The 25,714-nt window shown below is 63.2% G+C and carries 22 protein-coding genes, 1 other RNA gene and 4 pseudogenes; 11 read left to right on the top strand and 16 right to left on the bottom strand.

Features of this window, described 5'->3' with window-relative positions:
• From lipA to AC5J09_RS28525, 6 genes and pseudogenes are all read right to left on the bottom strand, one after another.
• The coding region (gene lipA, locus AC5J09_RS28550; RefSeq protein WP_494299172.1) for a lipoyl synthase at positions 1-759 on the bottom strand (759 nt) is incomplete at its 3' end.
• Between the two features lie 112 nt (positions 760-871).
• Positions 872-2,178, bottom strand: a pseudogene (lpdA, locus tag AC5J09_RS28545) (dihydrolipoyl dehydrogenase); the annotation flags it as partial.
• A gap of 14 nt (positions 2,179-2,192) precedes the next feature.
• Positions 2,193-2,841: pseudogene (locus AC5J09_RS28540) on the bottom strand (SGNH/GDSL hydrolase family protein).
• Complete coding sequence (locus tag AC5J09_RS28535) at positions 2,838-3,104, bottom strand: hypothetical protein (protein WP_494299171.1); 267 nt, start codon at positions 3,102-3,104, stop codon at positions 2,838-2,840. The pseudogene AC5J09_RS28540 and the gene AC5J09_RS28535 overlap by 4 nt, the downstream one beginning before the upstream one ends.
• Positions 3,105-3,429: 325 nt before the next feature.
• A pseudogene (locus AC5J09_RS28530) lies at positions 3,430-3,825 on the bottom strand (2-oxo acid dehydrogenase subunit E2); the annotation flags it as partial.
• Positions 3,826-3,926: 101 nt separating this feature from the next.
• Positions 3,927-4,160 (bottom strand): hypothetical protein, encoded by a 234-nt coding sequence (locus AC5J09_RS28525; protein ID WP_100672971.1) that lies wholly within the window; start codon positions 4,158-4,160, stop codon positions 3,927-3,929.
• A 74-nt stretch (positions 4,161-4,234) separates the two neighbouring features.
• Between AC5J09_RS28525 and AC5J09_RS28520 the strand changes: the two are divergent.
• Positions 4,235-5,059, top strand: a pseudogene (locus AC5J09_RS28520) (LysR family transcriptional regulator); the annotation flags it as partial.
• Between the two features lie 90 nt (positions 5,060-5,149).
• Here the strand turns inward: AC5J09_RS28520 and ssrS are convergent.
• From ssrS to AC5J09_RS28505, 3 genes are all read right to left on the bottom strand, one after another.
• Positions 5,150-5,308: non-coding RNA, 6S RNA (gene ssrS, locus AC5J09_RS28515), on the bottom strand.
• An 84-nt stretch (positions 5,309-5,392) separates the two neighbouring features.
• Entirely contained in the window at positions 5,393-5,770 is a 378-nt protein-coding gene (locus tag AC5J09_RS28510; RefSeq protein ID WP_018096827.1) for a cell division protein ZapA, read from the bottom strand.
• A gap of 12 nt (positions 5,771-5,782) precedes the next feature.
• On the bottom strand, positions 5,783-6,052 hold the full coding sequence (locus tag AC5J09_RS28505) for a DUF4164 domain-containing protein (RefSeq protein ID WP_494299170.1): 270 nt from the start codon (positions 6,050-6,052) through the stop codon (positions 5,783-5,785).
• A gap of 400 nt (positions 6,053-6,452) precedes the next feature.
• Here AC5J09_RS28505 and tkt point away from each other — a divergent pair, with 400 nt between their 5' ends.
• The 6 genes from tkt to AC5J09_RS28475 all read left to right on the top strand — a co-directional run bounded on the left by tkt (position 6,453) and on the right by AC5J09_RS28475 (position 13,775).
• Positions 6,453-8,435, top strand: a complete 1,983-nt coding sequence (gene tkt / locus AC5J09_RS28500; RefSeq protein WP_018096825.1) for a transketolase — start codon at positions 6,453-6,455, stop codon at positions 8,433-8,435.
• 69 nt (positions 8,436-8,504) lie between these two features.
• Positions 8,505-9,515 (top strand): type I glyceraldehyde-3-phosphate dehydrogenase, encoded by a 1,011-nt coding sequence (gene gap / locus AC5J09_RS28495; RefSeq protein WP_018096824.1) that lies wholly within the window; start codon positions 8,505-8,507, stop codon positions 9,513-9,515.
• Between the two features lie 5 nt (positions 9,516-9,520).
• Positions 9,521-10,111 (top strand): putative glycolipid-binding domain-containing protein, encoded by a 591-nt coding sequence (locus AC5J09_RS28490; RefSeq protein ID WP_494299169.1) that lies wholly within the window; start codon positions 9,521-9,523, stop codon positions 10,109-10,111.
• The gene (locus tag AC5J09_RS28485; protein WP_494299168.1) at positions 10,111-11,310 is read left to right on the top strand and encodes a phosphoglycerate kinase; all 1,200 of its coding nucleotides are present in this window, start codon (positions 10,111-10,113) and stop codon (positions 11,308-11,310) included. The genes AC5J09_RS28490 and AC5J09_RS28485 overlap by 1 nt, the downstream gene beginning before the upstream one ends.
• A gap of 349 nt (positions 11,311-11,659) precedes the next feature.
• A complete protein-coding gene (locus tag AC5J09_RS28480; RefSeq protein WP_018096821.1) occupies positions 11,660-12,685 on the top strand; it encodes a class I fructose-bisphosphate aldolase in 1,026 nt (341 codons plus the stop codon).
• 172 nt (positions 12,686-12,857) lie between these two features.
• Positions 12,858-13,775: a PhzF family phenazine biosynthesis protein gene (locus AC5J09_RS28475; protein WP_494299167.1), complete on the top strand. Its 918-nt coding sequence runs from the start codon at positions 12,858-12,860 to the stop codon at positions 13,773-13,775.
• A gap of 12 nt (positions 13,776-13,787) precedes the next feature.
• Here the strand turns inward: AC5J09_RS28475 and AC5J09_RS28470 are convergent, their stop codons facing one another.
• Both AC5J09_RS28470 and AC5J09_RS28465 read right to left on the bottom strand, forming a co-directional pair.
• A complete protein-coding gene (locus AC5J09_RS28470) occupies positions 13,788-15,692 on the bottom strand; it encodes a TPR end-of-group domain-containing protein (RefSeq protein ID WP_494299166.1) in 1,905 nt (634 codons plus the stop codon).
• 145 nt (positions 15,693-15,837) lie between these two features.
• Positions 15,838-15,993 carry a hypothetical protein gene (locus tag AC5J09_RS28465; RefSeq protein ID WP_018096818.1) on the bottom strand — a complete coding sequence of 52 codons (156 nt, stop codon included), beginning with the start codon at positions 15,991-15,993 and terminating at the stop codon, positions 15,838-15,840.
• Positions 15,994-16,174: 181 nt separating this feature from the next.
• On the opposite strand from AC5J09_RS28465, the gene AC5J09_RS28460 reads away from it, so the two are divergent.
• The 3 genes from AC5J09_RS28460 to rcdA all read left to right on the top strand — a co-directional run bounded on the left by AC5J09_RS28460 (position 16,175) and on the right by rcdA (position 18,533).
• A complete protein-coding gene (locus tag AC5J09_RS28460; RefSeq protein ID WP_100672964.1) occupies positions 16,175-17,476 on the top strand; it encodes an MFS transporter in 1,302 nt (433 codons plus the stop codon).
• Positions 17,463-17,651 carry a DUF1192 domain-containing protein gene (locus AC5J09_RS28455; protein WP_018096816.1) on the top strand — a complete coding sequence of 63 codons (189 nt, stop codon included), beginning with the start codon at positions 17,463-17,465 and terminating at the stop codon, positions 17,649-17,651. Before AC5J09_RS28460 ends, AC5J09_RS28455 begins: the two co-directional genes overlap by 14 nt.
• Before the next feature lie 363 nt (positions 17,652-18,014).
• Positions 18,015-18,533, top strand: coding sequence for a protease adaptor protein RcdA (rcdA, locus tag AC5J09_RS28450; protein WP_494299165.1), 519 nt, complete (start codon positions 18,015-18,017; stop codon positions 18,531-18,533).
• Between the two features lie 232 nt (positions 18,534-18,765).
• On the opposite strand, the gene rpmE is transcribed toward rcdA, so the two are convergent.
• Positions 18,766-18,987, bottom strand: a complete 222-nt coding sequence (rpmE, locus tag AC5J09_RS28445; RefSeq protein WP_010970183.1) for a 50S ribosomal protein L31 — start codon at positions 18,985-18,987, stop codon at positions 18,766-18,768.
• A 288-nt stretch (positions 18,988-19,275) separates the two neighbouring features.
• On the opposite strand from rpmE, the gene AC5J09_RS28440 reads away from it, so the two are divergent.
• On the top strand, positions 19,276-21,090 hold the full coding sequence (locus AC5J09_RS28440) for an ABC transporter transmembrane domain-containing protein (protein ID WP_494299164.1): 1,815 nt from the start codon (positions 19,276-19,278) through the stop codon (positions 21,088-21,090).
• Here AC5J09_RS28440 and AC5J09_RS28435 read toward each other — a convergent pair.
• From AC5J09_RS28435 to AC5J09_RS28420, 4 genes are all read right to left on the bottom strand, one after another.
• Positions 21,077-22,105, bottom strand: coding sequence for a peptidoglycan -binding protein (locus AC5J09_RS28435; protein WP_494299163.1), 1,029 nt, complete (start codon positions 22,103-22,105; stop codon positions 21,077-21,079). The genes AC5J09_RS28440 and AC5J09_RS28435 overlap by 14 nt on opposite strands.
• Before the next feature lie 2 nt (positions 22,106-22,107).
• Complete coding sequence (locus AC5J09_RS28430; protein ID WP_100672959.1) at positions 22,108-23,214, bottom strand: MotA/TolQ/ExbB proton channel family protein; 1,107 nt, start codon at positions 23,212-23,214, stop codon at positions 22,108-22,110.
• Positions 23,215-23,527: 313 nt separating this feature from the next.
• Positions 23,528-24,328 (bottom strand): inositol monophosphatase family protein, encoded by an 801-nt coding sequence (locus AC5J09_RS28425; RefSeq protein WP_018096807.1) that lies wholly within the window; start codon positions 24,326-24,328, stop codon positions 23,528-23,530.
• A 240-nt stretch (positions 24,329-24,568) separates the two neighbouring features.
• Positions 24,569-25,714: a tetratricopeptide repeat protein gene (locus AC5J09_RS28420; protein WP_275597370.1), complete on the bottom strand. Its 1,146-nt coding sequence runs from the start codon at positions 25,712-25,714 to the stop codon at positions 24,569-24,571.

Below are 25,714 nucleotides of genomic sequence, written 5' to 3'. Positions count from 1 at the left end.
GCCCGCATGATGCGAAGAACGCGTCAGCGGACTCGACGAGACCAACAGGAAACCCTTGGCATAAGCCGCCGTCTCATAGGACTTGAACTCCTCCGGCGTCACGAAGCGCACCACCGGATGGTGCTTCTTCGACGGCTGCAGGTACTGCCCGATGGTCATGAAATCCACACCCGCCGAGCGCAGATCGTCCATAAGCTGCAGCACCTCGTTCCGCTCCTCGCCCAAGCCCACCATGATGCCGGACTTGGTGAAGATCGACGGATCCAGCTCCTTCACCCGCTGCAGAAGCCGGATCGAGTGGAAATAGCGCGCGCCCGGCCGCACCGTCAGGTAATTCGACGGCACCGTCTCGAGATTGTGGTTGAACACGTCGGGCCTGGCCGCGACCACGACCTCAAGCGCGCCGGCCTTGCGCAGGAAATCCGGCGTCAGAATCTCAATCGTGGTCGAGGGCGAGCGTGCCCGGATCGCGACGATCACGTCGGCGAAATGCTGCGCGCCGCCGTCCGCCAGATCGTCCCGGTCCACGGAGGTGATGACCACATGCTCCAACCCCAGCGTCTCCACCGCAATCGCCACACGCGCCGGCTCATCGGCGTCGAGCGCCAGCGGAAAGCCGGTCGCCACGTTGCAGAAGGCGCAGGCGCGCGTGCAGATATCGCCCATGATCATGAAGGTGGCGTGCTTCTTCTCCCAGCACTCGCCGATATTGGGGCAGCCAGCCTCCTCGCAGACAGTAACCAGCTTGTTCGACCGCACGATCTCGCGGGTCTCGGCCCATTTTGGCGAGACAGGCGCCTTCGCGAATCCATTCCGGCTTGCGCAGCTGAACAGCCTGATCCGGCCGATGCGCCTTTCCGGGTGGCGAGGACATATGGGCGCCAAGGAGTTCTCCCGTCTTTTTGTCGAAGATGGTCTTGATGAAACCCTGGTCCTCGCCCAGCGCGATGGCCTTGCCGTTGGCGCCGAACTGGAAGCGGCCGACGCGGATCTCGCGACCGTCGGCCTTGGCCTTCTGCTCGGTGAGGCCGACGGAGGCCACCTGCGGACTGCAATAGGTGCAGCCGGGAATCTTGGGGACTTGTCGAGCCCGTGCACACCCGGCACACCGGCGATCTTTTCCACGCAGATAACGCCTTCGTGCTCGGCCTTGTGAGCCAGCATGGGCGGGCCGGCGACATCGCCGATGGCGTAGATGCCTGCCACGTTCGTGCGGCCGTAGCCGTCCACGGCGACGCAGCCGCGGTCGGTCTTCACGCCGAGCGCCTCGAGGCCGAGGTTTTCGATATTGCCCTGCACGCCAACCGCCGAGATCATCCGGTCGGCGGTGATCTTCTCGACCGTGCCGTCCTTCTTCTCGATGGTCGCCGTGACGGAGTTCGCGCCCTTCTCGACCTTCGTCACCTTGGCCTCGAGCAGGATCTTCATGCCCTGCTTCTCGAACTGCTTCTGCGCGAATTTCGAGACTTCGGCGTCCTCCACCGGCATCACCTGCGGCATGACCTCGACGACGGTCACGTCCACGCCCATGGTGCGGTAGAAATAGGCAAACTCAATGCCGATGGCGCCCGAGCCCATAACCAGCAGCGACTTCGGCATCTCCTTTGGCACCATCGCCTCGAAGTAGGTCCAGATCAGCTTGCCGTCCGGCTCGATGCTCGGCAGCACGCGCGGGCGCGCGCCGGTGGCGACGATGATGTGCTTGGCCGTATAGGTGCCCTCGCCTTTCACGCCCTTCGGAACCGGCGGTTGCGGCTCCATCGGCTTCTTGGCGGTCTTGGAGACGACGACCTCGCCGGGCCTGTCGCCGGCCGGCGCCTTGGCGATCCTGCCCTCGCCCCAGATGACGTCCACCTTGTTCTTCTTCATCAGGAAGGCGACGCCGCCATTCAGGCGCAGCGAGACCTTGCGCGAGCGGTCCACCACGGCGCCCGTATCGGCGCTGACCTTGCCGTCGATCTTCAGCCCATAGGCGTCCGGGTTGTCGGCGGTGTAGTGCTTGATCTCGGCCGAGCGGAGCAGCGCCTTGGTCGGGATGCAGCCCCAGTTCAGGCAGATGCCGCCCAGATGTTCGCGCTCGACGATGGCTGTCTTGAAGCCGAGCTGTGCCGAGCGGACAGCGGTGACATAGCCGCCGGGGCCCGAGCCGATGACGATGACGTCGTAATTTTCAGCCACGGTGTTTCTCCCGTTCAAAGTTCCAGCATCACGCGCACGAGGGGCGCGAGCGCGGCGCCGATCGCGCGCGTGTTTTCCGCGTCCAGATGAACACCGTCGATCGGCGTGGTCGCCGCCACCGATCCGGCATCGAAGAAGCCGCAGCCCGCTTCGTCGGCAAGCTGGGCATAGAGCGGCGCCAGATGTTTCGATGCCTTGTCGCCGTCGGCGAACATCGCCTTGAATTCCGCGTTCTCGGTCCGGCTCACCGGCGGGGGCGCCACGATCAGGATTTGCGGCGCGGGCCACCCATAGTCGTGACCATGCACGATCTCGATCAGGCGCTGCATACCCTGTTTCGCCGCGACCGGATTGCCGTGGATCCAAGGCTTCATGTCGTTGGTACCAAGCAGGAAGACGATCAGATCGATCGGCGTGTGGGTCATCAGGATGGTAGGCAGGATACGCGCGCCGTTGCGATCCGCGCCGGCGACGTAGTCATCGAAGGCAGTGGTGCGGCCGTTCAATCCTTCGGCAATGACATGAACAGAATTCTTTATCCAGGGTCGCCTGCAGAACGCTCGGCCAGCGATCCTCGAAGGGATGGCGGCCGCCCTCGGCGTTGAAGCCCCACGTCAGCAAATCGCCGTAGCAGAGGATGGTCCGCGGGCCCTTGGTGTTCACTCGCAGCAATCCTTATAGCCCATCTTCTTCATGCGTTCGGAAACGAGAGGCACGGAACCGAACAGCGCATTGAAGATCGCGTCCCGATATTGGTAGGTAATTCCTCCCGCCAGCTCCTTATCCTTGGCGTCGCTCCCAAACTGTTTGTTTTCAATATGATCTGCGAGCACCCTCAACTCTCTTTCCTCGAAAAGATCGCCGATTTTTGCCTTTGCCGCCGCCAGGACCTCGGCGCGCCTTTCAAGCAGAATTTCCCGCGCCAAGCTTTTTCCTTATCTCCTCGGTATCGGCGTTCTTGCTGCCCGACCAGAAATTCTTCAGCTTACCGGTTTCTCCGATGAAACCATCCACAGGCTCGGCATACCTCTCCTTGAATTCGAACAGCCTTTCTATTCGGTCCAGGGTCTCCGGCGATCTTGCATAGGCAACGGCCCCGATCTTTTCGGAAAAGGACGCCGGCAAACCAAAGCCTGTGCCGACAACCGCCACGGTAAACAGCAGGATCGCAACTTTGCCGAACCTTGCCATAAAACCTGCCTCCCTTATCGAGATGGAACAGTCACACCAGCATCGCCATCGATCTTGTCCGATCAGCTTCCTGAAGGCGGCGATGAGTTCGGCGCCAAGCGCGTCGACGGCGCGGTGGTCGGTCGACAGCGTCACCGACATGACGGTGGCGACCGTGACCTCGCCGTCCCTCACCACCGCCCGCTGCTCGCCCGCGCCGACCGCCAGGATCGTCGCATGCGGCGGGTTGATGACGGCGGAAAAATCCTTCACCCCGAACATACCCAGATTGGAGACGGCGGTGGTGCCGCCCTGGTATTCCTCCGGCTTCAGCTTGCGCTCGCGCGCGCGCCGGGCCAGGTCCTTCATCTCGTTGGAGATCACCGACAGCGACTTCTGCTCCGCCTTCCTGACAATCGGCGTGATCAGCCCGCCGGGGATCGACACGGCGACGCCGACATCGGCATGGGCGTGTTTGACCCCGAAGCGGAACCATGCGGGCGCCGCTTTCGCAATACTTCGCGACTCGCGCGTGTGCCACAATGGCTGAGGGATGCCAATTCTCGAAGGAAGTTGCCTCAGAGCATCCAGTGCAGATGCCGGACTGCGTCACGGTGGCGCCGGTCTTCCTCGCATCCGAGGCGATACGTGGCGGGGATAGCGGCGTCTGCCAGAAGGTGCCGGTCGCCGCGGCGGCTCACCAGCGCCCATTGCGTGCGAAGCGAAAGCCACAGCCGCCAGCGCGCAAGGGCCGTCGCAAGCGGCGGGGAGGAGCTTCTGACGGGCTGTGCTGAGACGACCAGAACGGGCATGGCGAGGACCTCGGAAGGATTGCGACAGGTCCATCTTTGCGCCGTCCTTGACATGTGACAAATGAATTGCAACCATGCCTGTCATCAGCATTTCTTATGGCAGCGACATGACCGCACCGCTCGACAGCGACCTGCTCAGAACCTTCCTCGCGGTGGCCGACACCGGCAATGTCACACGCGCTGCCGACATGGTGCGGCGAACGCAATCGGCCGTCAGCATGCAGATCCGCAGGCTTGAGGATCTCATCGGATCCGCGCTCTTCGAACGCCATTCGCGTGGCGTGATACTGACCGGTGAAGGCCGGCGCCTTGTCGACAATGCACGCCGTATCGTTACCCTTCTCGACGATACGGCTGCGGCGATGCGCTCACCGGCGCTCGACGGGTCCGTCCGGATCGGGATTTCCGAGGAATATGTCAACTCCACCCTGCCGAAGGCGCTCGGCGCTTTCGCGGCCATTCATCCCGGCGTCGAAGTGACGGTGCGTCAGGAAACCTCCATGGCCAACTCGGCAGCGCTCGCGGCCGGAGAACTCGACATCGCCGTCGTCTTCGAGCCGGGCGGACGAACCCGCAGCGAGGTTCTGATGGTAAACCCAACCGTTTGGGCGACCTCCGAGCAGCATGGTACCCATTTGCGGCAGCCCCTGCCGATCGCGACCTATACCTATGCGGAAGGCGGCTGGTGCGACGACCTGGCCCTGCGCAGCCTGACGACCCGGAATATCGAGAACCGCGTCGCCTATGTGAGCCGCACGAGCGGCGGGCTCATCGCCGCCGTCGTTTCAGGCCTCGCCATTGCGCCCCTGTCGCGAAGCACCATACCGCCCGGCTGCCGCGAGCTTACCGAGGCGGATGGCTTCGGCATCATCGATATGTCGAATGTCGTGCTGCGGACGAGACGCGGGAACCGGTCGCCGACGGTCGACGCGATGGCGGATGCAATCCGCCGCGCGTTCCGGGCACCGAGCGAGAAGGAAAGGGAAGAAGTGCGATCCACGACGACCGATGGAGAGTTTACGATCCCGGGTACCTACTAGGTAGGTGGGCACCGTATGCCCGGACCCACGGGTCCGGCCAGGGACAGTTCCCTTGAGATCGTGTATGGCCCCGGGGATTGTGGTTCCTGTCGGGAAGCGCAGATCGCCCGGCAGATATAGAGCGTCCCGGGGCTTTTCACCAGAGCCGGATGCCGTGGAGTTGCATAATTTCTGCGAAATCGCAGGCCGGACTCAATTTGTCGGGGGAGTCGGCCGCCCGTTGAGCTTGGCGGCAATGTCCTGAATCTGCGCCGTCACTTCACCGAGCGCCGAGGCAAGCGCCTCCTCGCTTCTCGTGTGATCCGAAAGCGCGGTGTCGCGGCCTCTCTTCAGATCGTCCACTTCGGCCTCGATACTCTTCAGCCGGCGATTGACCTCGCTCAACTCGTCCATGACCATGATGCCTGCCATGACGGTGATCCTGAGGTCGCCTATTTCGCCGAACTGGGCCTTCAGATGGCCGACATACTGGTCGAACCTGGTCGCGAGGTCGCCGAGGTGCTCTTCCTGCCCTTCCTCGCAGGCCATGCGATAGGCCTTGCCGTCGATCGTTACCGTCACCTGCGCCATACGTTCAGAACCTCAGCGATCCAGCACCGCGCGAATGGTCTCCATCGCCGTCACGAGACGACGGGATACCTCGCGATTGACCTCTTCCAACCGGTTGGCGCGAAATTGGGATTGGTCGAGTTCCTGTGCCAGGCGAGACCGGTCCTCATTGACCCGCCTGACCTCGCCTTCGAACTCGCTCACATCCTTTTCCTTGTCGAAGCGGCCGTCGATCGCGATTTCAAGTGACTGAACCGCGTTGCGCAACTCGTCGATCGCCGCGTTGACCGTCTTTGCCGGCATGTCTTCCGATACCTCTCTAGGGGGAGCGGCTTCGCCCTGCCCTAAAACAAAGTGCGGAGCGCTTGCACCTTGCCTGGACGGGCCTCGCTCCAAGGCCGAATCGTAGAGCTTTCATCACTTCGGCCCTTTTCTTTTTAAACCTATTACGCAAGTCTCAACAATGCCAAGCGCGGCATTGAACTGCGGAAGCTGTGGATGGTCGATTTCGCCTCCCGAACCGGCCACCGGCCGGCGGCGTTCCTGCCGTTCGAGAGGCACCGCGCGGGGGCCGCCGCATTTGGTCGCGGAGGGCCCGTATTTATTGACTCGGCTCACGCACCTGCTATGTGTCTGCCGCTTCTCATGCGGTCTTTGGAGGATAGAGACCGTCCCCTGACCACCGAACGCAAACGGAACAGTCATGATCTCTCGCGAAAAACACGACCGGATGGCGAATGCAATCCGCTTCCTCTCCATGGACGCCGTCGAGAAGGCAAATTCCGGCCACCCCGGCCTCCCGATGGGCGCCGCCGATATCGCAACAGTGCTGTTCACCCGCTATCTGAGCTTCGACCCTAAAAACCCCGCCTGGCCGAACCGCGACCGCTTCGTCCTGTCGGCCGGCCATGGGTCCATGCTGCTCTATTCGCTGCTCTACCTCACGGGCTACGACGACATCACCATCGACGAGATCAAGAACTTCCGCCAGCTGGGTTCGCGCACGGCGGGCCATCCGGAATACGGCCACGCCGCCGGCATCGAGACGACCACCGGTCCGCTCGGCCAGGGCATCGCCAATTCCGTCGGCATGGCGATCGCCGAGCGCAAGCTGCGCGAGGAGTTCGGCAGCGAGTTGATGGAGCATTATACCTATGTGCTGGCCGGCGACGGCTGCCTGATGGAGGGCATCAGTCAGGAAGCGATCGCGCTTGCCGGCCACCTGAAGCTCAACAAGCTGATCGTCTTTTGGGACGACAACAACATCTCGATCGACGGTCCGATCTCCATTGCCGACTCGACCGACCAGCACGCCCGCTTCCGCGCCAGCAAATGGCACACGATCGCCATCGACGGCCATGATCCTGAAGCGATCGCCGCCGCGATCGAGGAAGCCCAGAAGTCCGACAAACCGACCATGATCGCCTGCAAGACCGTGATCGGCTTCGGTGCGCCGAACAAGGCCGGTACGCACAAGGTCCACGGTTCTCCGCTCGGCGCCGAGGAAATCGCCGCCACCCGCAAGGCGCTCGGCTGGGAAGCCGAGGCGTTCACGGTTCCCTCCGACGTGCTCGACGCCTGGCGCATCGCAGGCCTGCGGTCGGCCAAGGCGCGCAAGGAATGGGAAGAGCGGCTCGAAGCCGCAGAGGCGGAGAAGAAGGCGCAGTTCGTCCGCCGCTTCTCCGGCGAGCTCGAAGGCAGCCTCGCCTCGGCGATCGGCGCCTACAAGCAGAAGCTTGCCGAGACCAAGCCCTCGCCCGCGACGCGAAAGGCTTCGGAGGATGCGCTGGAAGTCATCAACGGCGTACTTGCCGAGACGATCGGCGGCTCCGCCGACCTGACCGGCTCCAACAATACCAAGACGAGCCAGACACACTCCATCACCCCGGACGATTTCTCCGGCCGTTATATCCACTACGGCGTGCGCGAGCACGGCATGGCGGCCGCAATGAACGGCATGGCGCTGCATGGCGGCCTCATCCCCTATTCCGGTGGCTTCCTGATCTTCTCGGATTACTGCCGCCCGTCGATCCGCCTTGCCGCGCTCATGGGCATCCGCGTCATCCACGTGCTCACGCATGATTCCATCGGTCTCGGCGAGGACGGGCCGACCCACCAGCCGGTCGAGCACATGGCCGCGCTTCGGGCCATCCCCAATCTTCTGATGTTCCGCCCCGCGGATGCGACGGAGACCGCCGAATGCTGGCAGCTTGCCCTGGAAAACCGCAAGCGCCCCTCCGGTCTTGCGCTCACCCGCCAGAACCTGATGGCGGTGCGCACGGAGTATGAGGAGCAGAACCTCTGCGCCCGCGGCGCCTATGACCTGATCTCCGCAAGCGATGCGCAGGTGACGATCTTCGCCACCGGCTCGGAAGTCGAGATCGCCGTCAAGGCCTGCCAGACGCTGACCGCCAAGGGCATTGCGACGCGCGTCGTCTCCGTCCCCTGCTTCGAGCTTTTCGCCGAGCAGAGCGAAGACTACCAGCAGGCAATCATCGGCACGTCGCCGGTCAAGATTGCCGTCGAAGCCGGCATCCGCCAGGGCTGGGACCACTTCATCGGCAATGACGGCATCTTCATCGGCATGTCGAGCTTCGGTGCTTCGGGCCCCTACAAGGATCTCTACAAGCACTTCGGCATTACGCCAGAAGTCGTGGTTGCGTCCGCCGAAGCCAAGCTGTCCTGATCAAGCCAGGAGGACATTCCCCGATGCCCTCCTTTCCACCCCACGCATTCTGACAGGGAGAGACCCGATATGACAGTGAAAGTCGCCATTAACGGTTTTGGCCGCATCGGCCGTAACGTTCTCCGCGCCATCGTCGAATCCGGCCGCACCGACATTGAAGTCGTTGCCATCAACGACCTCGGTCCGGTCGAGACCAATGCTCACCTGCTGCGCTTCGATTCCATCCACGGCCGCTTCCCGGCCGACGTGAAGGTCGACGGCGACGCGATCGTCATCAACAACGGCAAGCCGATCAAGGTGACCGCGATCCGCAATCCGGCGGAACTGCCGCACAAGGAACTCGGCGTCGACATCGCGATGGAGTGCACCGGCATCTTCACCGCCCGTGACAAGGCAGCCGCTCACCTGGAAGCCGGCGCCAAGCGCGTCATCGTCTCGGCCCCGGCCGACGGTGCGGACCTGACCGTCGTCTACGGCGTCAACCACGACAAGCTGACGAAGGATCATCTCGTCATCTCCAACGCATCCTGCACGACCAACTGCCTGGTACCGGTCGCCAAGGTGCTGCACGATGCCATCGGCATCGATCACGGCATGATGACCACGATCCACTCCTACACCAACGACCAGCCGTCGCTCGACCAGATGCACAAGGATCTCTACCGCGCCCGCGCCGCGGCGCTGTCGATGATCCCGACCTCCACGGGTGCGGCCAAGGCGGTCGGCCTCGTTCTGCCGGAGCTCAAGGGCAAGCTCGACGGTATCTCGGTGCGCGTGCCGACCCCGAACGTCTCGGTGGTCGACCTGAAATTCGTCGCCAAGCGCGAGACGACCAAGGAAGAGATCAACGCCGCCATCAAGGCTGCCGCCGACGGCCCGCTCAAGGGCGTTCTCGGCTACACGCTTCAGCCGAACGTCTCGGTCGACTTCAACCACGACCCGCATTCCTCGGTCTTCCACATGGACCAGACCAAGGTGATGGAAGGCAAGTTCGTGTCGATCCTGTCCTGGTACGACAATGAATGGGGCTTCTCGAACCGCATGGCGGATACGGCGGTTGCCCTGAGCAAGCTCCTCTAAGACCGATGTTCCGGGCCCTTTCCTCAACGACGGTGCGCTGGCGCCCGCTCGAAGGGGAAGGGCTCGAACATCTGACGCTCAGGACTTTCGACACATCGCTCGGCGCGGCCATCCGCGCCGAAAGCGTTCTCATCGGCGAACGCGGCGCAACGGCCTATGGCGTCCGCTACCGAATCGACTGCGATGCCGGCTGGCGCGTCTTTTCCTTTCTCATAGAGACGACCCAAGGGCTGAGGCTGCACCTCATGTCCGATGGGCACGGCCATTGGCGCAAAGCAGACGGAACGGCCTTGCTGCAATTCGACGGTTGCATCGATATCGACCTCGCCGGCACGCCCTTCACGAATACGCTGCCGATCCGCCGCCTGGGCCTCACCCGGCAATCCGGCACCGCCAGGCTCGACATGCTTTACGTGCCCTTCGACAGCTTCGAACCGACCGTCGACGGTCAGCATTACACCTGCCTCGACGACGGCAAGCTCTACCGTTACGAGGCGGCGGACGGCAGCTTCACGGCGGACCTGCCAGTCGACGAGGATGGCCTCGTCATCGACTACCCTACCCTATTCCAGAGACTATCACCGGAGACCATCTGATGACTTTCAAGACTCTCGACGATCTGACCGACATTGCCGGCAAGCGCGTTCTCGTGCGCGTCGATCTGAACGTGCCTGTCAAGGACAATCAGGTGACCGACACCACCCGCATCGAGCGCGTGGCGCCGACCATTCGCGAACTCTCCGAGAAGGGCGCGAAAGTCGTTCTGCTCGCGCATTTCGGCCGGCCGAAGGGCGAGCCCGTCGCCGGCATGTCGCTGAAGGCGATCGCCCCCGCCGTCGAGGAGATTCTCGACCAGCGCGTCTATTTCGCTGCCGACTGCATCGGCGACAAGGCCGCCAACGCCATTGCCGAATTGAACGACGGCGAAGTGCTGCTGCTCGAGAATACCCGCTTCCACAAAGGCGAGGAGAAGAACGATCCGGACTTCGTGACGGCGCTCGCCGCCAATGGCGACATCTATGTCAACGACGCCTTCTCCGCCGCCCATCGCGCCCACGCCTCGACCGAAGGGCTTGCTCATCACCTTCCCGCCTATGCCGGCCGCACCATGCAGACGGAGCTCGAAGCGCTTGAAAAGGGACTCGGCAATCCGAAGCGCCCGGTGGTTGCGATCGTCGGCGGCGCCAAGGTCTCGACCAAGATCGACCTTCTGCAGAACCTCGTGAAGAAGGTCGACGCGCTCGTCATCGGGGGCGGCATGGCCAACACCTTCCTCGCGGCGCAAGGCGTCGATGTCGGAAAGTCGCTCTGCGAGCACGATCTTGCGGAGACCGCCAAGGCCATCCTCGCGGCCGCCTCGGAAGCGGGATGCGCAATCGTTCTTCCCGTCGACGGCGTCGTTGCCCGTGAGTTCAAGGCCGGTGCGGACAACGAGGCCGTCGATATCAACGCCATCCCTGCCGACGCCATGGTGCTCGACGTCGGGCCGAAATCGATCGATGCCATCAACGAATGGATCTCCCGCGCCGAAACCCTCGTGTGGAACGGCCCGCTCGGCGCCTTCGAGATCGCGCCGTTCGACAGGGCGACCGTGGCAGCCGCGAAACACACGGCATCCCGCACGCGCGCAGGCTCGCTCGTCTCCGTCGCCGGGGGCGGCGACACGGTCGCAGCGCTCAACCATGCCGAGGTCGCGGACGATTTCACCTATGTCTCGACCGCCGGCGGCGCCTTCCTCGAATGGATGGAAGGCAAGCCCCTGCCGGGCGTCGATATTCTCCGGCAGCGGAACTGAGCCCCGCTACGGTGCTCTGCATGCAAGGTGCGTCGCATTGAATTACTCATGCGACGCGCCTATCGCCTCGATAGCTGAACCCGACAAGTTGATCCAGATTCGAACGCCTCGTCATGCAGGTGACATGCACCTTCGCGCCGGAACCAAGCCACCCAAAATAATTACGATTTTTCAAACGATTAAAATTATTTAAATCGTTTTAGCCCGTTTTACTGCCATTTTCCCGCACGGTATCTTCTGTTAACGCGGCTTTGTTCCCGGGGCGCGAAAGACGGTTCTGCGCCTCGCTCCGAGATTGGTTTCATTCGCTGTTCCGATTGCTGATCAGCGCTGTGTGTAGGAGAAGAATATGAGCGAAAGACTGGAAGACATTGCGGTTGCCATGGTGGCAAACGGCCGCGGCCTGCTTGCGGCCGACGAGTCGACCGCGACGATCAAGAAGCGCTTCGACAGCATCGGCCTGGAGTCCACCGAGACGTCGCGCCGCGACTATCGCGAGATGCTGCTGCGCTCGGACGATGCGATGCGCGAGTATATCTCCGGCGTCATCCTCTATGAGGAAACACTGTTCCAGAAGGCTGCAGACGGCACGCCCCTCACCGACGTCATCCGCAATGCGGGCTCGATCCCGGGGATCAAGGTCGACACCGGTGCCAAGCCGATGGCCCATTTCCCGAACGAAACGGTAACCGAAGGCCTCGACGGGCTCGCCGCCCGCCTTGCCAGATATCATGAAGCCGGCGCCCGCTTCGCCAAATGGCGGGGCGTGATTGCGATTTCCGACGCTCTTCCGACCTGGGGCGCGATCAGGGCCAATGCCCATGCGCTCGCCCGCTATGCCGCGCTGTGCCAGGAGGCGAAGATCGTACCGATCGTGGAGCCGGAAGTGCTGATGGATGGCGCCCCCGGCGATCACTCGATCGAGCGCTCGGAAGAGGTCACCGAATGGGTCCTGCGCACCGTCTTCGAGGAACTTGGCGAACTCCGCGTCAGCCTCGAAGGCATGATCCTGAAACCGAGCATGGTGATCGACGGCAAGAAGGCGCGCAAAGCTTCCGTCGATGAGGTCGCCGAACGCACCATCAAGGTGCTGAAGCGCACCGTTCCGGCGGCTGTTCCCGGCATCGCCTTCCTCTCCGGCGGCCAGTCGACCGAAGAGGCGACGGCGCACCTTTCAGCCATGAACGCGGCGCACGACCTGCCCTGGAAGCTTACCTTCTCCTATGGCCGGGCGCTGCAGCAGGAAGCGCTCAATGCCTGGGGCGGCAAGTCGGAAAACGTCGCGGCCGGGCAGCGCGCCTTCGCCCATCGCGCCAAGATGTGCAGCCTCGCCGCCAAGGGAAGCTGGACGAAGGACTTCGAAAAAGCCGCCTGAGCGCCAGAATAGTTCGAGGGAGCGAGGAGAGGCCCGGTGACAGCGATGCCGCCGGGCCTTTTTTTATGGCGCCGCCTTGCTGCCTCGACAATTGTCAGGGAGACAAGTTCGCTGTTCAGCGGCGCCGGCGACGACTTTAAATCTACGCCATCTGCGACCGACCGGAGGGCCCATGAACACCGTCTCCTTCATTACCGTCGACGTCTTCACGACCGACCGTTTCGCCGGCAATCAGCTTGCCGTCATCCCGGATGCACGGGTCTTGTGCGACGCCCAGATGCAGGCGATCGCCACGGAGTTCGGCTATTCCGAAGTCACCTTCGTCCTTCCGCCCGAAAATCCGGAGAACACCGCGCGCGTGCGCATCTTCACGCCGACGACCGAAGTGCCTTTCGCCGGCCACCCGAATGTCGGCACGGCCTTCGTGCTCGGCCGGCAACGGGAAGTCTTCGGCCGCAAGCCGGGCGGCGCATTGCGTTTCGAGGAAAAAGCGGGCCTTGTCGAAGTGACCCTTCTCGGCAGTGACGGCATCGTCACGGGCGCAAGAATCGTCGCCCCGCAGGCGCTGCAAATCGGACCCGCCATAGACGCCGCGACGATTGCCGCCTGCGCATCGCTGCGCCAGGACGACCTCGTCGACCGAACTCATCCGCCGGTGCGCATTTCGGTCGGCCTGCCCTTCTCGGTCGCCGAGGTGCGCGACGTCGATGCCCTTTCGACAGCGCGGCCGAACGTCTCGGCCTTCGAGGAGGCGAATAGCCGCTATCCGCTTGCGGAAGACAGCTTCAGCCTGTTTCTCTATGCCCATACGCGCGAGCGGCCCGGCCATATAAGGGCACGCATGTTCGCTCCGCTCGACAACGTCATCGAGGACCCGGCAACCGGCAGCGCTTCGGCGGCGCTCGGCGCTTACCTCGTCTCGCTGCTTCCCGAGGCCGACGCGAAGGCCGAACTCGTCATCGAACAGGGCGTGGAAATGGGTCGCCGCAGCCTCATCACGGTCGGTGTCGACAAGAGGAACGGCACAGTCCGCAACGTCAGCGTCTCGGGCGACTGCGTTTCGGCGATGCGCGGGGAGATCTTGATCTGATCGCCGGAATGTTCAGCGCCTCCCGACCTTGCACTCTGTGAGCGCGTCGAGGAGCGCGCGGAAGCGCGGATCGTCGCGTATGAGGTCCAGGTCCGGATCCTGGTTGAACCACTGGACATGGTAGCTGGAGCTCAGCGGCACCACGGTTTCCAGCAGTTCCAGCGCGCGCTCGCCCTCACCGAGGAGGGAATGGACGCAGGCTGCATTGTACCGCGCGACGATATCGTCCGGATCGATCGCCAGCGCGCGAGATACCCATTCTTTCGCACGTTCCGCCTCGCCCATATGCGCCAGCGCCAATGCACCGCGATGCGCCGGGCTGGCATTTTCGGGGTTCCGCTCCATTGCGCTTTGCGCTCTTTCGATGCCGATCCGCGCCCAGCGCTGGCGCTCGGTCTCCATACCAAGGGACAGATGGCAACCCATCAAATGGATCGGCGAAAAGTAATCGTCCGACCGGATTTCCGCCGCGCGCTCGAAGAACCCGATCGCTTCCCGGAATCGGCCCTGCGCAAAGAGGAAACGGCCATAATAGAGATTCGCCTCATAGAGCGAAGGATCGAGCGCCAGAGCCTGCAGAAACTCACGGTTTGCCTCTTCCGTCTGGCCGTGGTGGTTCAATGCGAGCCCGCGCGAGGCATGCGCTTCCGCCAGGTTCGGATCGAGCGCGAGCGCCCTGGCGCTCATGTCGAGTATGCTCTCCAGCGGGAACTCCTTTTCGTGCCAGTCCCTGATCGCACATTCGCACTCGGCGATGCCGGCATAGGCACGCGCATAGTTCGGGTCGAGTTCGACGGCCTTCAGGAACATGCGGCGTGCGAGCAGCAGATAGGGCCGGGTCCACGTATGGGAGAACTGACGACCGCGGAGATAGTACGTATAGGCCTCGACCGAGGTCGTCGGGTCGCTTTCGATCGCTCTCTTTTCCTCCGGCAGAAGCTTTATCTTGAGCTGGTCGACGATGGCATGAGTGATCTCGTCCTGAATCGCGAAAATATCCGTCAGATCGCGGTCGTAGCGGTCGGCCCACAGATGCCCGCCGGTCTGCGCGTCGATCAACTGGCCGGTGATGCGCACACGCCCGCCCGCCTTGCGCACGCTGCCCTCGAGGATGAAGCGAACGCCGAGTTCATGGGCGATCTGCTTAACCTTCACGGACTTGCCCTTGTAAGTGAAGACGGTGTTGCGGGCGACGACGTGCAGGCGCGAAATCTTCGAAAGGTCGGTGATGACGTCCTCTGTGATGCCGTCGGAGAAATATTCCTGCTCGGGATCATGGCTCATATTGGTGAAGGGCAGGACGGCGATCGATAATTCGTAGCCGCGGTCGACGACGCCGGACGGCTCCCCACGCTTGCCGAGCGAATTGCCGCCGAGCGACACCGTATAGACGCGGACGGTCGATGCGATGTTCTTCAGGCTGTATTCGCCCTTGTCGATGAAACCGACATCGAGTCTCGAGCCGACATGGTCCCGTACGGACGCAGAAACGGCGATGCCGGAAGGATCGGCGAGCCCTTCGAGGCGCGCCGCGACATTGACGCCATCGCCGAAGATGTCGCCGTCCTCGACGATCACGTCGCCGAGATGAATGCCGATCCTGAGTTCGATGCGCCTGCTTTTCGGCAAGCCTTCGTTGCAGGCGAGCATACCGCGCTGAATCGCAGCGGCACAGGCAACAGCGTTCACCACGCTCGAAAACTCGACGAGCATGCTGTCTCCCGCCAGTTTGACGATTCGGCCTTTATGTTCGGCGATCTTTGGTTCCAGCAGCTCGCGGCGATGGCGCTTCAGCGCCGCGAGCGTCCCGGCCTCATCCGCTCCCATGAGGCGGCTGTAGCCCACGACATCGGCTGCGAGAATGGCGGTGAGACGACGTTCCAACAGAGCCTCGATCTTCATCTTGTGGCCGAGCACGGTAATTTAACCTTTTCCTGTCGTCATGTCGTGCGGAGATAGAGCAACTTGAGCGCCACAATAGCGCGGCCCTTTCCCAAGTTGCTGTTTCTCAAGGAACGCCGAAGTCGCCGGACTTCTAAATCTCGTGCGGCACGCAGGAGGCTCAGGGACGCACGAGCACCGTGACCATCATCACGACGATGGCGAAGACGGCAATCTTCCAGAAATCGCGGCGCTGCCGCAGTCCCGGATAGCCGAGCGGCTTGATGAGCTGGACGCACATGGCCAGCAGCAGGAGAACCGTCAGTGCCTTTGACATTCGCTCATTTCCGGGAAGATCCGCTGCAATGGGAGCGACGTCATACGGACGTCACTTTTCGTCGCATAGAGGGCTATTGTTTTCGCCGTCGATTTGCAATGACCGGTGGTATTGATTTCCATCGGCAGAGCGGCGGTCCTCGTCACGACACGCCGAAGGGCGAACGAATTCCGGGTGGACGATGAGAAATAACCTGCTTCCCGTTGCCGCGCTGCTGCTTGGCACCCTGTTTCTCTTCCTCGGAAACGGTCTGCAGGGCCTGCTCCTGCCGGTGCGCGGCACCGCGGAGGGCTATCCGACGACCATCCTCGGTCTGTTCGGCACGCTCTGGGCCACCGGTTTCGTGCTTGGCTGCTTCTTCGCTCCGAATGTCGTCAAGCGCATCGGGCATGTGCGCGCCTTCAGCGTGTTCACGGCCCTGATCGCCATCGTTTCCCTGCTGACGGGCATTCTGATCGACCCGGTCTGGTGGCTGGCGCTGCGCGCGGTCACGGGTTTCTCCACTGCCGGAACGTCGATGATCATCGAAAGCTGGCTGAACGAGCGCGCCACCAATGAGAGCCGCGGCGTGATCTTCTCGCTCTATATCGCCATCACCCTTTTCGGCGTCGTCGGCGGCCAGATGATGATTCCCTTCGGCGAGACGTCCACGACCTTCTTCTTCATGATCTGCGGCATTCTCTATTGCGTAGCGATGCTGCCGACGCTGTTGTCCAGGGCCGCTTCGCCGCAGCCGCTGAAACAGGTCCGCCTCGACCTGCGCGGCCTCTACCGCAATTCGCCGGTTTCCTTCCTCGGCATCCTGCTCATCGGCATCGCCAACGGTGCCTTCGGCACGCTCGGCGCCGTCTTCGGCCGCCAGGCCGGGCTGTCGGACAGCACCGTCGCGGCGATGATGAGCGTCGCGATCTTCTCGGGCGCCGTCATGCAACTGCCGGCCGGCCGCATCTCCGACCGCATCGACCGCCGCTATGTGCTTGCCGCGCTCGCAGGCGTCGGCGCTTTCGCCGGCCTCCTGATCTTCCTCGTCGAGCCCGGTCAGGTCTGGATCGTTCTGACGTTGATCGCGATCTACGGCGCAGCCGCCAATGCGCTCTACCCGATCGCGGTTTCCCACGCCAACGACTTCGCGACCCCCGAGGATTTCGTGAAGGTTTCGGGCGGGCTCCTGCTGCTCTACGGCATCGGCACGATTATCGGCCCGACGATCGGCGGGCCGATAATGACCGCCAGCGGGCCTTATGGCCTCTTCATGATCACGGCCTGTGCGCATATGCTCATCACTGCCTATGCGATCGTCCGCAGCCGCCGGCGCGCACCGGTGCCCGCGGCCGAGCGCGAGAACTTCTCGCCGGTCAATGCCGGCACGGCGACGACGCCGGAGAGCCTGCAGCTCTCGCCGCGTGCGGCTCCGCTGGAGGAACTGCCGGACGAAGGCGCCGACGATCCCCAGGAAGAGGAGAGATCGAATGAGCCTGTTTGACGATGACCAACCGAAAAAGAAGACCGAACACGAGATCGGCAGCGATCTTTCGCTGCTCTCCGTGGACGAACTGACCGCGCGCATCGCGCTTCTGACGGAGGAAATTGCAAGGCTCGAAGCGGAAAGACAGCGCAAGTCGGCGAGCCGTTCGGCCGCCGAAAGCCTTTTCCGGTGAGCGCGGGCTGGAATGATTGCGGACTTTTAATCCAGAAGAATGCTTGGGCTTTAACCGCAAATTAAGCATTTTCTGCGATTGTCCGAGCATCCGGTCCTTCCGGACTTAGACAATTTCACCGACTGGCGAATGGGTCTGATTTTTCTCCCTGTTTTACCTTGAGAGCCGCTTCACGCGGCTCTTTTTTTGCTTTGCGACAGAGCGGCCTCCAAAGAAGTGTGGAGATTAACCCTTTCTTAAGAATGCTCTTGCGCGGAATGCGGTATGGGATCATTCTTCGAGCATGGAGGGGCCTCAGGAAACTTTTCCCAGAGCCGCCCGTTTCCTGACAGTTGTGATGCGTTGGAACCAGGGAATACAGGCATGTCCGAAAGAGGATTGAATACCGTCAGTTTCGCCGGTCACGCTGCGTCTTCGGCGCAGTTCAAGGCGCTCTACGCTGAAGGGATGGGCCTGGTCGAGGAAACGGCAAGCTATCTCGATGGCCCTGGACGCACCGCCGCCAAGGTGCTGCCGCGCATGGCATCCGTTCTCTATGCTGCCGAGTCGATGCGCCTCACCACCCGGCTGATGCAGATGGCGTCATGGCTCCTGCTGCAGCGCGCCGTCAACAATGGCGAGATGAGCCGCGAGCAGGTGCTGTCGGAAAAGAGCAAGGTGCGACTTGACAGCTTCAACGTCGACCGCAGCGCGCCGGGCTGGCACGATCTGCCAGAGAGCTTCCGCGAGCTCATCGAGCGGTCGCTCCGGCTGCAGAACCGGGTCGCATTGCTCGACCGCGAGATTTATCGGCCGCAGGAAGCAACGAGCTTCGTTCCGGACAACCAGAACGGCGTCAAGGCGCAGATCAAGCTGCTGCAGACGGCCTTCGGAGCGAGTTGAGCGAGGCAGAACCCTGCCGCTGTAAGCCAAAGCCCGGCCATGTGCCGGGTTTTTTGTTGGCGCGGGCGTGATTGCGGTTGGATCCTCGCGTCAAGCCAGGGTCAAGCCCGAGGATCCATGCACGGACGACTTGAGCGAGAAAGCACCTGCCCGAAGCCGGGCAGGAAAGAGCGGCAGCCAACAAAAAAGCCCGGCAATGCCGGGCTTCGAGACACGCTGTCGAGCGGCTGAATCAGAGGCCGAGGCCTTCGAAGCGCTTCTTGAACTTGGAGACGCGGCCGCCGCGGTCGACGAGCTGCTGGTTGCCGCCGGTCCAGGCCGGATGCGACTTGGGGTCGATTTCCAGGTTCATGGTCGCACCTTCCGTACCCCAGGTCGAGCGGGTTTCGTATTCGGTGCCGTCGGTCATGACAACCTTGATCGTGTGGTAGTCGGGATGGATGTCTGCCTTCATAACAATCTTCCTAGAGTTCCAGGGTCCAATTGTCGCAAGGCATTGCGACTTTGGGACCGAACACGTAAATGAAGCCGCAGACCGCTCTTGGGCCGCGGCTTCCCAATTCGATGCCGTGCCTATACATGAAGGTCTGCGGGATAACAAGTGCCGCGCGGAAGACTTGTGATCTCTGCATGGTTCGTCGGATCGGCACGGTCCGGGGCGCCAGCAGATCGCAGTCGCACAGCTCTGGCGCCTCGGCGGCGCACAGGCCTGTGGCCCCGTGACAGGCGAACGGGGGGCTATGTGCCAAGACAAGAAAAACAACCGCCGGCGCGCAGGTCCATCCGCCCGCTCGCAACCGTGCTGCCTTATCTCTCGCGTTACCGCGGCCTCGCGATCGGCGCCGCCGTCTCTCTGACCGTCGCAGCGGCCACCACGCTGACCCTGCCGCTGGCCGTTCGACGGATGATCGATCACGGCTTCTCCAGCTCCGATTCCGGCTTCATCAACACCTATTTCTCCATGCTGATGGTGCTTGCAGTGGTCCTCGCCCTTGCCAGTGCCGCCCGCTATTACTTCGTGATCTCGCTCGGCGAGCGCATCGTCGCCGATCTCAGACGCGACGTCTTCGCACGCGTCATGCAGCTCTCGGCCTCATTCTTCGACGTCAATCAGTCCGGCGAAATCGTCTCGCGGCTGACGGCCGACGCGACTCAGATCAAGTCGGCAGTGGGTGCGACGGCATCGGTGGCGCTGCGCAACCTTATCCTCTGTCTCGGCGCAATGGGCATGATGGTCTATACGAGCCCGAAGCTTTCGAGCCTCGTGCTTGCGGCGATCCCCCTCATCGTCTTCCCCCTCGTCGGCTTCGGACGCTCGGTACGCCGGCGTTCCCGCGAAGCGCAGGACATGCTCGCGGCCGCCTCCGCCTATGCCGGGGAAGCGATCGCCGCCACCCGCACCGTGCAGGCCTTCAACGGTGAGGAGAGCGCGCGCTCGCGCTACGGCAGCGCTGTGGAGGCTGCCTATCGCGCCGCGCGCGCTGCGACCAAAGCGCGCTCGGTGCTGACCGCCTTTGCCATCACCATGGTCTTCGGAAGCGTCGTCGCCGTGCTCTGGTTCGGTGCGCGGGACGTCCTGGCGGGCTCGCTTTCCGCGGGGACGCTCGGTCAGTTCCTGCTCTATTCCGTTTTTGCGGCAGGCAGCCTCGGCGCACTCTCGGAAGTGTGGGGAGAGCTCTCGCAGGCGGCGGGGGCCGCCGAGCGTCTGAACGAGCTTCTGAGCGAAGTGCCGGAGATCGGGGCGCCCGAGCATCCGGTCGCAATGCCCGTCCCTGCCGCGGGTGCGGTGGAGTTCGACGGTGTCCACTTCGCCTATCCCGCCCGGCCGGACTATAAGAGCCTCCGGGGCTTGAGCTTTGCGGTAAGACCGGGCGAGACGGTGGCCATCGTCGGCCCGTCCGGCGCCGGCAAGAGCACGGTCTTCTCGATGCTCCTGCGTTATTACGACCCGGCGAAAGGCACCATCCGCGTCGACGGTACGGACGTACGCGCCGTCCATCCCGAGGATCTGCGGGAGAGACTTGCGATCGTGCCGCAGGACGTGACCATCTTCGCCACTTCGGTGCACGACAACATCGCCTTCGGCGTGCCGGACGCAAGCCGTGAAGCGGTGCGCGCCGCCGCCGTCGCAGCGCAGGCCGAAGAGTTCATCGGCAGGCTGGACCAGGGCTACGACACGCTGGTCGGCGAGCGCGGGGTGACCCTTTCGGGCGGTCAACGCCAGCGCATCGCAATCGCCCGCGCCATCCTGAAAAATGCTCCGATCCTTCTTCTCGACGAGGCGACCTCGGCGCTCGATGCGGAGAGCGAAACGCTGGTGCAGAAGGCGCTTGAGAACCTGATGCAGGAGCGCACGACGCTCGTCATCGCCCATCGGCTCGCCACCGTGCTGAAGGCGGATCGCATTCTGGTAATGGAGCACGGCCGTATCGTCGAGGAAGGAACCCACGAGTCGCTGATCCGCCAGGGCGGGCTTTATGCGAAGCTCGCGCGGCTCCAGTTCGATCACGGCGCAGAAGCACTGTTCGTCGGCTCGCCCGCGCCTATTTCTCCGTGAGCTTGAGCTCGATGCGGCGGTTCTGCGCGCGTGCTTCCTGGCTTCCGCCCGGTGCGATGGGTTGATACTCCCCGAAGCCGGCCGCCACCAGCCGGTCCGCCGGAACGCCTTTCGAGATCAGGAACTTGACGACGGACGTCGCGCGGGCGGACGACAGTTCCCAATTGTCCCGGAAGCGCCCTATCCCCGACAGCTGAACGTCGTCCGTGTGGCCGTCCACGCGCAGGACCCAGTTGATCTCAGCCGGGATCTCCTTGGCAAGGTCGAGAAGGGCTGTCGCAAGTTTCGCCATCTCGGCCTGCCCTTCCGGGTTCAGGTCGCTGCCGCCCGATGGAAAGAGCACTTCCGACTGGAAGACGAAACGATCGCCGACGATGCGGATATTTTCCCGATCCGACAGGATTTCCCTCAGCCGGCCGAAGAAGTCCGAACGGTAGCGGTTGAGCTCCTGGACACGCTGCGCCAAGGCGACGTTCAGCCTGCGGCCGAGATCGGCTATCTTGGCCTGCGAGGCGTCGTCCTTCGCCTCCGATACCTGGAGTGCGCCTTCGATGGCGGCGATCTGGCTGCGAAGCGCTGCGATCTGCTGGTTCAAGAGTTCGATCTGACTCATGGCCCGGGCGCTGACCTGCCGCTCGTTTTCGAGCTCGGAGCCAAGCCGGCCGATCTTTTCGTCGGCGACTTCGGCACTGCCGGCGCCACGGTCGAGCAGGGCCTGCAGGCGGGACCGCTCGCCTTCCGACTGTGAAAGCGACGCCTGCAGGTTGGCTAGCGAATCCTCGAGATCCTGCTTGCCGCTTTTCTCGAGCGCCAGGAGCTGGGTGAGTTCGTTGATCTGGCTGTTCAGCCGGTTGAGCACCTCGTCCTTGCCGCTGATCTCCCGGCCGAGCAGGAACTGCGCGGTGACGAAAACGCTGAGCAGGAACATGATCGCCATGAGCAGCGTCGAGAGTGCGTCGACGAAGCCCGGCCAGTAGTTGATCGCCCGCGGATCGCGGCGTCGGGAAAGCGCCATGGTCAATCCCCTCCGCCGTCTTCGATGCGGCTGAGCTTCGCCTGTCCTGCGGCCTTCTCGCTTTGCACGGTGATCCGGTCGGCCTGGCCGATGCGCGCCGTCAGCCGGTCGAGCGTCTTGCGCATCGCCTTGGCTTCCTCCTGCTGCGCCTCGATCCAGTCGCGCAGCATCTGCTGCTCGCCGCGCATGTTCTTGACGAGGCCCTGAATGCCTTCGGCGAGGCTCGCCATGGCCGCGGTGGTGCGCTGGTTCACGCCGCCGTCATGCGTCAGGCGCGTAAGCTGGTCGGTGAGCCGCCGCAGCTCTTCCACCGGAGCGCCGTCGGTCATGTCGCCCGGCGAGGAAAAACCGGAGCTGACGTCGGTTACCGACGAAAGCCAATTCTCGAGCTCCGTATAGAAGCGATTCTGCGCGCGTCCCGCCTGCAGATCGAGAAAGCCCACGATGAGCGAACCGGAAAGACCGAAGAGCGAGGCGGAGAACGCCGTTCCCATGCCGGTGAGAGGCGCCGAAAGGCCGCTCTTGAGGGAGCTCAGGAGATCGTCGGTGCTGCCGCTTCCCGCATCCAGCGACTGGATCACGGTGTTGATGGAACCGATGGTGCCGAGCAGGCCCCAGAACGTGCCGAGCAGGCCGAGGAAAACGAGAAGTCCGGCGAGATAGCGGGTGATGTCGCGCGACTCGTCGAGGCGCGCAGCGATTGAATCCAGGATGGACCGGAGCGCGGCCGTCGAGATTGCCGTCGTTTGGCGTCCCCCGATGAGAGCACGCATTGGCGCAAGCAGCACCGGATCGCGCCCGACTTTATCGGCGCTGCCGGCGGCACGGAAGGAGTTGAACCAGCGAACCTCGGGTCTCAGACTGAGGACATGGTTGAACGCCAGCAGGATACCGATCACGAGCACGCCCAGGATCAGCCCGTTGAGGCCGGGATTGCCGGCGAAGGCCTCGCTTGCCTGGCGGAAGAGGATTGCAGCGACGAAACCGACGATGATCAGGAAAAGGACCATCGTCCAGAAATAGGGCATCGGGCTCGAAAGCTTGTGCGGACCGTAGTCCTCCTCCACGTCTTCGCGATCGCGCCACCCGGACAGATTCAGTTTCGCCATAAGTTCGCCAGTCTCCCGGTTTTGCGGCAGTTTCCGCGCCTGTCCGACGAACAAGAGGGCGGCCGCATCACTCTGAATTGCTACACCATTCCCAAATCGAAACGATCGAAGAGCAGTGCTGCCGATGGCCTTAGGCCATCCGTATTGGCCCGGAGACTAGTGGAAGTTTGCGCCGAATTGAAGGGAAAACAAAGGGTACGGCACTAAAGCGCGTCGCATTCAAATCGAATTCATACGGCACGCTTCAGCTTGCTGTTTTATGCATGTTGCCATCCCGGAAACGTTGCACCGTTCCGGGCGAACTATATTGCCGTTACTTGGACGGAATCGGGCGCTGGATCACCTCGCGAAGCGCCTTTGCGATATGCTCGTTGCCGCAGACGATCGAACCTGCTTCCAGCGGTTTGCTGCCGCCTTCGGCATCGGTGGACCACCCGCCGGCCTCGCGGATGAGCAAGAGGCCGGCAGCCATGTCCCAGGCGGCAAGGTCCCGTTCCCAGAAGCCGTCGAAGCGGCCGGCCGCAACATAGGCGAGATCGAGCGAGGCGGAGCCCATGCGGCGAATGCCGGCGACCTCGCCCATGACGTGGCGCAGCTCGACCAGATACTTGCCGTGATTGCCGCGGCCGAGATGGGGCGTGCCGGTCCCGATCACGGCATCGGAGAGGGCCTTGCGCGCGCCGACGCGCAGGCGGCGGTCGTTCAGGAAGGCGCCGCCGCCTCGCTCGGCGGTGTAGAGCTCGTCCGTCGCCGGATTGAAGACGACCGCGCCGACGATCTCGCCCTGGCGCTCGAGCGCGACGGAGATGGCGAAATGCGGAATGCCGTGCAGGAAATTGGTGGTGCCGTCGAGCGGATCGACGATCCAGCGATGGGCGCCGTCCGTTCCCTTGATCTCCTCGCCCTCCTCGCCGAGGAAGCCGTAGGTCGGGCGAGCCTTCATGAGCTCCTCACGGATGATCCGCTCGGCCTTGCGGTCCGCCTGCGAAACGTAGTCGGCCGGTCCTTTCAAGGAAACCTGCAGGTTCTGTACTTCGCCGAAATCGCGTGCCAGCGACTTGCCGGCCTTGAAGACGGCCTGGACCATGACATTGAGAAGGGCGGAGCGGGCCATACGGCAATTCCTCTAGCGAAGGCCGGCCGAGACCGCTCGACCGGACATTGAACCTGTCTGACAGTCCGCATGCAGGCCGCAGCTCGAAGCGCGGGCAGGAGAACCGTCGTCAAAAAACCGAGTGAGATGTCACTCCGTCCGCGGCGGCACAGGGGTGGGAGGCCGCGGACAAAACCGGGGCTTCAAGACCACAAAAACCCCCGAAGTTCAAGCGAAATAGATCGGGTCCGCCGGCGCGTGTCAGGTCGAGCGATATTTGTTTGCCGCCGCCAGCGCCGATTTCTGCTGCGTTTCGTTGAGGCCGAGATAGAAATCCTCGAGCGCATCGTCCTTGAGGCCGGCCCGGCGCGAGAGCACGTACCACTTTGCCGCCTCCACCGGGTTCGGACGGGTTCCAATGGCATTGACGTAGAGATGGGAAAGCCGGTTCTGGGCGACGACGTTGCCGCTTTCGGCGGCGCGTTTCATCCAGGCAAACCCCTCGTCGAGATTGCGGTCGCCGGCAATTCCCTCGATCAGCCAGATGGCAATGTCGAGCTGGGCGGTATCATAGCCCGCCCGCGCCGCCCTGAGCAGCCACTCGCGCGCACGGGCCCGCTTGCTCTCCTCTATGCCGTCGACATTGAGATAGATCTGCGAGAGCGCATACTGCGCATCCGCAATGCCCTGCTCGGCGGATTTCTCGTAATAGGGCATCGCCGCCTTCAGCCCCCGCTCGCCCGGCATGTCGGCCACGAGCGTTTGCCCGTAGTTGAACTGGGCCGAGGCGTTGCCGAGATCGGCAGCCTTCTTCATCAGTTCGTCGGCCTTCTTCCGGTCGCGCTTGACGTAGCGGCCCTCCATCAGGATCAGGGCATATTTGAACATGGCCGCCGGGTCGCCATTGTTCGCCGCCTGGCCGTACCAGAACGCCGCCGCCTTGGCGTCGCGTGCAACGCCGAGACCCTGTTCCAGGATCGCGGCGACAAGCGTCTGGGCGGCGGGGTCGCCGAGCTGGGCCCGCGGCAAGGCAAGGTCGATCGCCGTCAGGTAGTAACCTCGCTGGAAGGCGCCGTAGGCTTCGTCGATCTTGCCGGTGAAGGGCTTTTCCTCGGGAAGAGCCGGCAATTCGGCTCCCATGCGATCGAAAACGGTGACGCCCTTCGAAGGCGCACTGCCGTCGCCGGGCTTCGGCTTTTCCGGAGCGGCCGTTGCCGGTTTGCGCTCCGCATCCTCCGGCAGTACCGCGCCGTTGAAAGGCGTGATCCGCCCGCGCTTCGACGCGCTGCCCTCGTCAGCCGGCGCAGGCGCGACCGGTTGCTGAGCCACGGCGGGCGCGACTGCAAGAAGCATCGCGGCGGCAAGGGCTGCGGGCCGGCTGGATTTCAGGAGAGAGCGGATTACCAT

Source organism: Sinorhizobium sp. (genome assembly GCF_059070375.1).
Note: the sequence above shows the minus strand (reverse complement) of the source record. Positions and strands in the feature narration are given on the sequence as shown.

Coding starts and splice junctions, on each gene's coding strand:
- AC5J09_RS28465 (WP_018096818.1), bottom strand. CDS start 15,993: ATGTCAAAGGCACTGACGGTTCTCCTGCTGCTGGCCATGTGCGTCCAG.
- AC5J09_RS28430 (WP_100672959.1), bottom strand. CDS start 23,214: ATGGCGAAACTGAATCTGTCCGGGTGGCGCGATCGCGAAGACGTGGAG.
- AC5J09_RS28505 (WP_494299170.1), bottom strand. CDS start 6,052: ATGCCGGCAAAGACGGTCAACGCGGCGATCGACGAGTTGCGCAACGCG.
- AC5J09_RS28435 (WP_494299163.1), bottom strand. CDS start 22,105: ATGGCGCTTTCCCGACGCCGCGATCCGCGGGCGATCAACTACTGGCCG.
- AC5J09_RS28475 (WP_494299167.1), top strand. CDS start 12,858: ATGAACACCGTCTCCTTCATTACCGTCGACGTCTTCACGACCGACCGT.
- AC5J09_RS28480 (WP_018096821.1), top strand. CDS start 11,660: ATGAGCGAAAGACTGGAAGACATTGCGGTTGCCATGGTGGCAAACGGC.
- tkt (WP_018096825.1), top strand. CDS start 6,453: ATGATCTCTCGCGAAAAACACGACCGGATGGCGAATGCAATCCGCTTC.
- AC5J09_RS28485 (WP_494299168.1), top strand. CDS start 10,111: ATGACTTTCAAGACTCTCGACGATCTGACCGACATTGCCGGCAAGCGC.
- AC5J09_RS28510 (WP_018096827.1), bottom strand. CDS start 5,770: ATGGCGCAGGTGACGGTAACGATCGACGGCAAGGCCTATCGCATGGCC.
- AC5J09_RS28425 (WP_018096807.1), bottom strand. CDS start 24,328: ATGGCCCGCTCCGCCCTTCTCAATGTCATGGTCCAGGCCGTCTTCAAG.
- rpmE (WP_010970183.1), bottom strand. CDS start 18,987: ATGAAGGCAGACATCCATCCCGACTACCACACGATCAAGGTTGTCATG.
- AC5J09_RS28490 (WP_494299169.1), top strand. CDS start 9,521: ATGTTCCGGGCCCTTTCCTCAACGACGGTGCGCTGGCGCCCGCTCGAA.
- AC5J09_RS28460 (WP_100672964.1), top strand. CDS start 16,175: ATGAGAAATAACCTGCTTCCCGTTGCCGCGCTGCTGCTTGGCACCCTG.
- gap (WP_018096824.1), top strand. CDS start 8,505: ATGACAGTGAAAGTCGCCATTAACGGTTTTGGCCGCATCGGCCGTAAC.
- AC5J09_RS28525 (WP_100672971.1), bottom strand. CDS start 4,160: ATGCCCGTTCTGGTCGTCTCAGCACAGCCCGTCAGAAGCTCCTCCCCG.
- AC5J09_RS28455 (WP_018096816.1), top strand. CDS start 17,463: ATGAGCCTGTTTGACGATGACCAACCGAAAAAGAAGACCGAACACGAG.
- rcdA (WP_494299165.1), top strand. CDS start 18,015: ATGTCCGAAAGAGGATTGAATACCGTCAGTTTCGCCGGTCACGCTGCG.
- AC5J09_RS28420 (WP_275597370.1), bottom strand. CDS start 25,714: ATGGTAATCCGCTCTCTCCTGAAATCCAGCCGGCCCGCAGCCCTTGCC.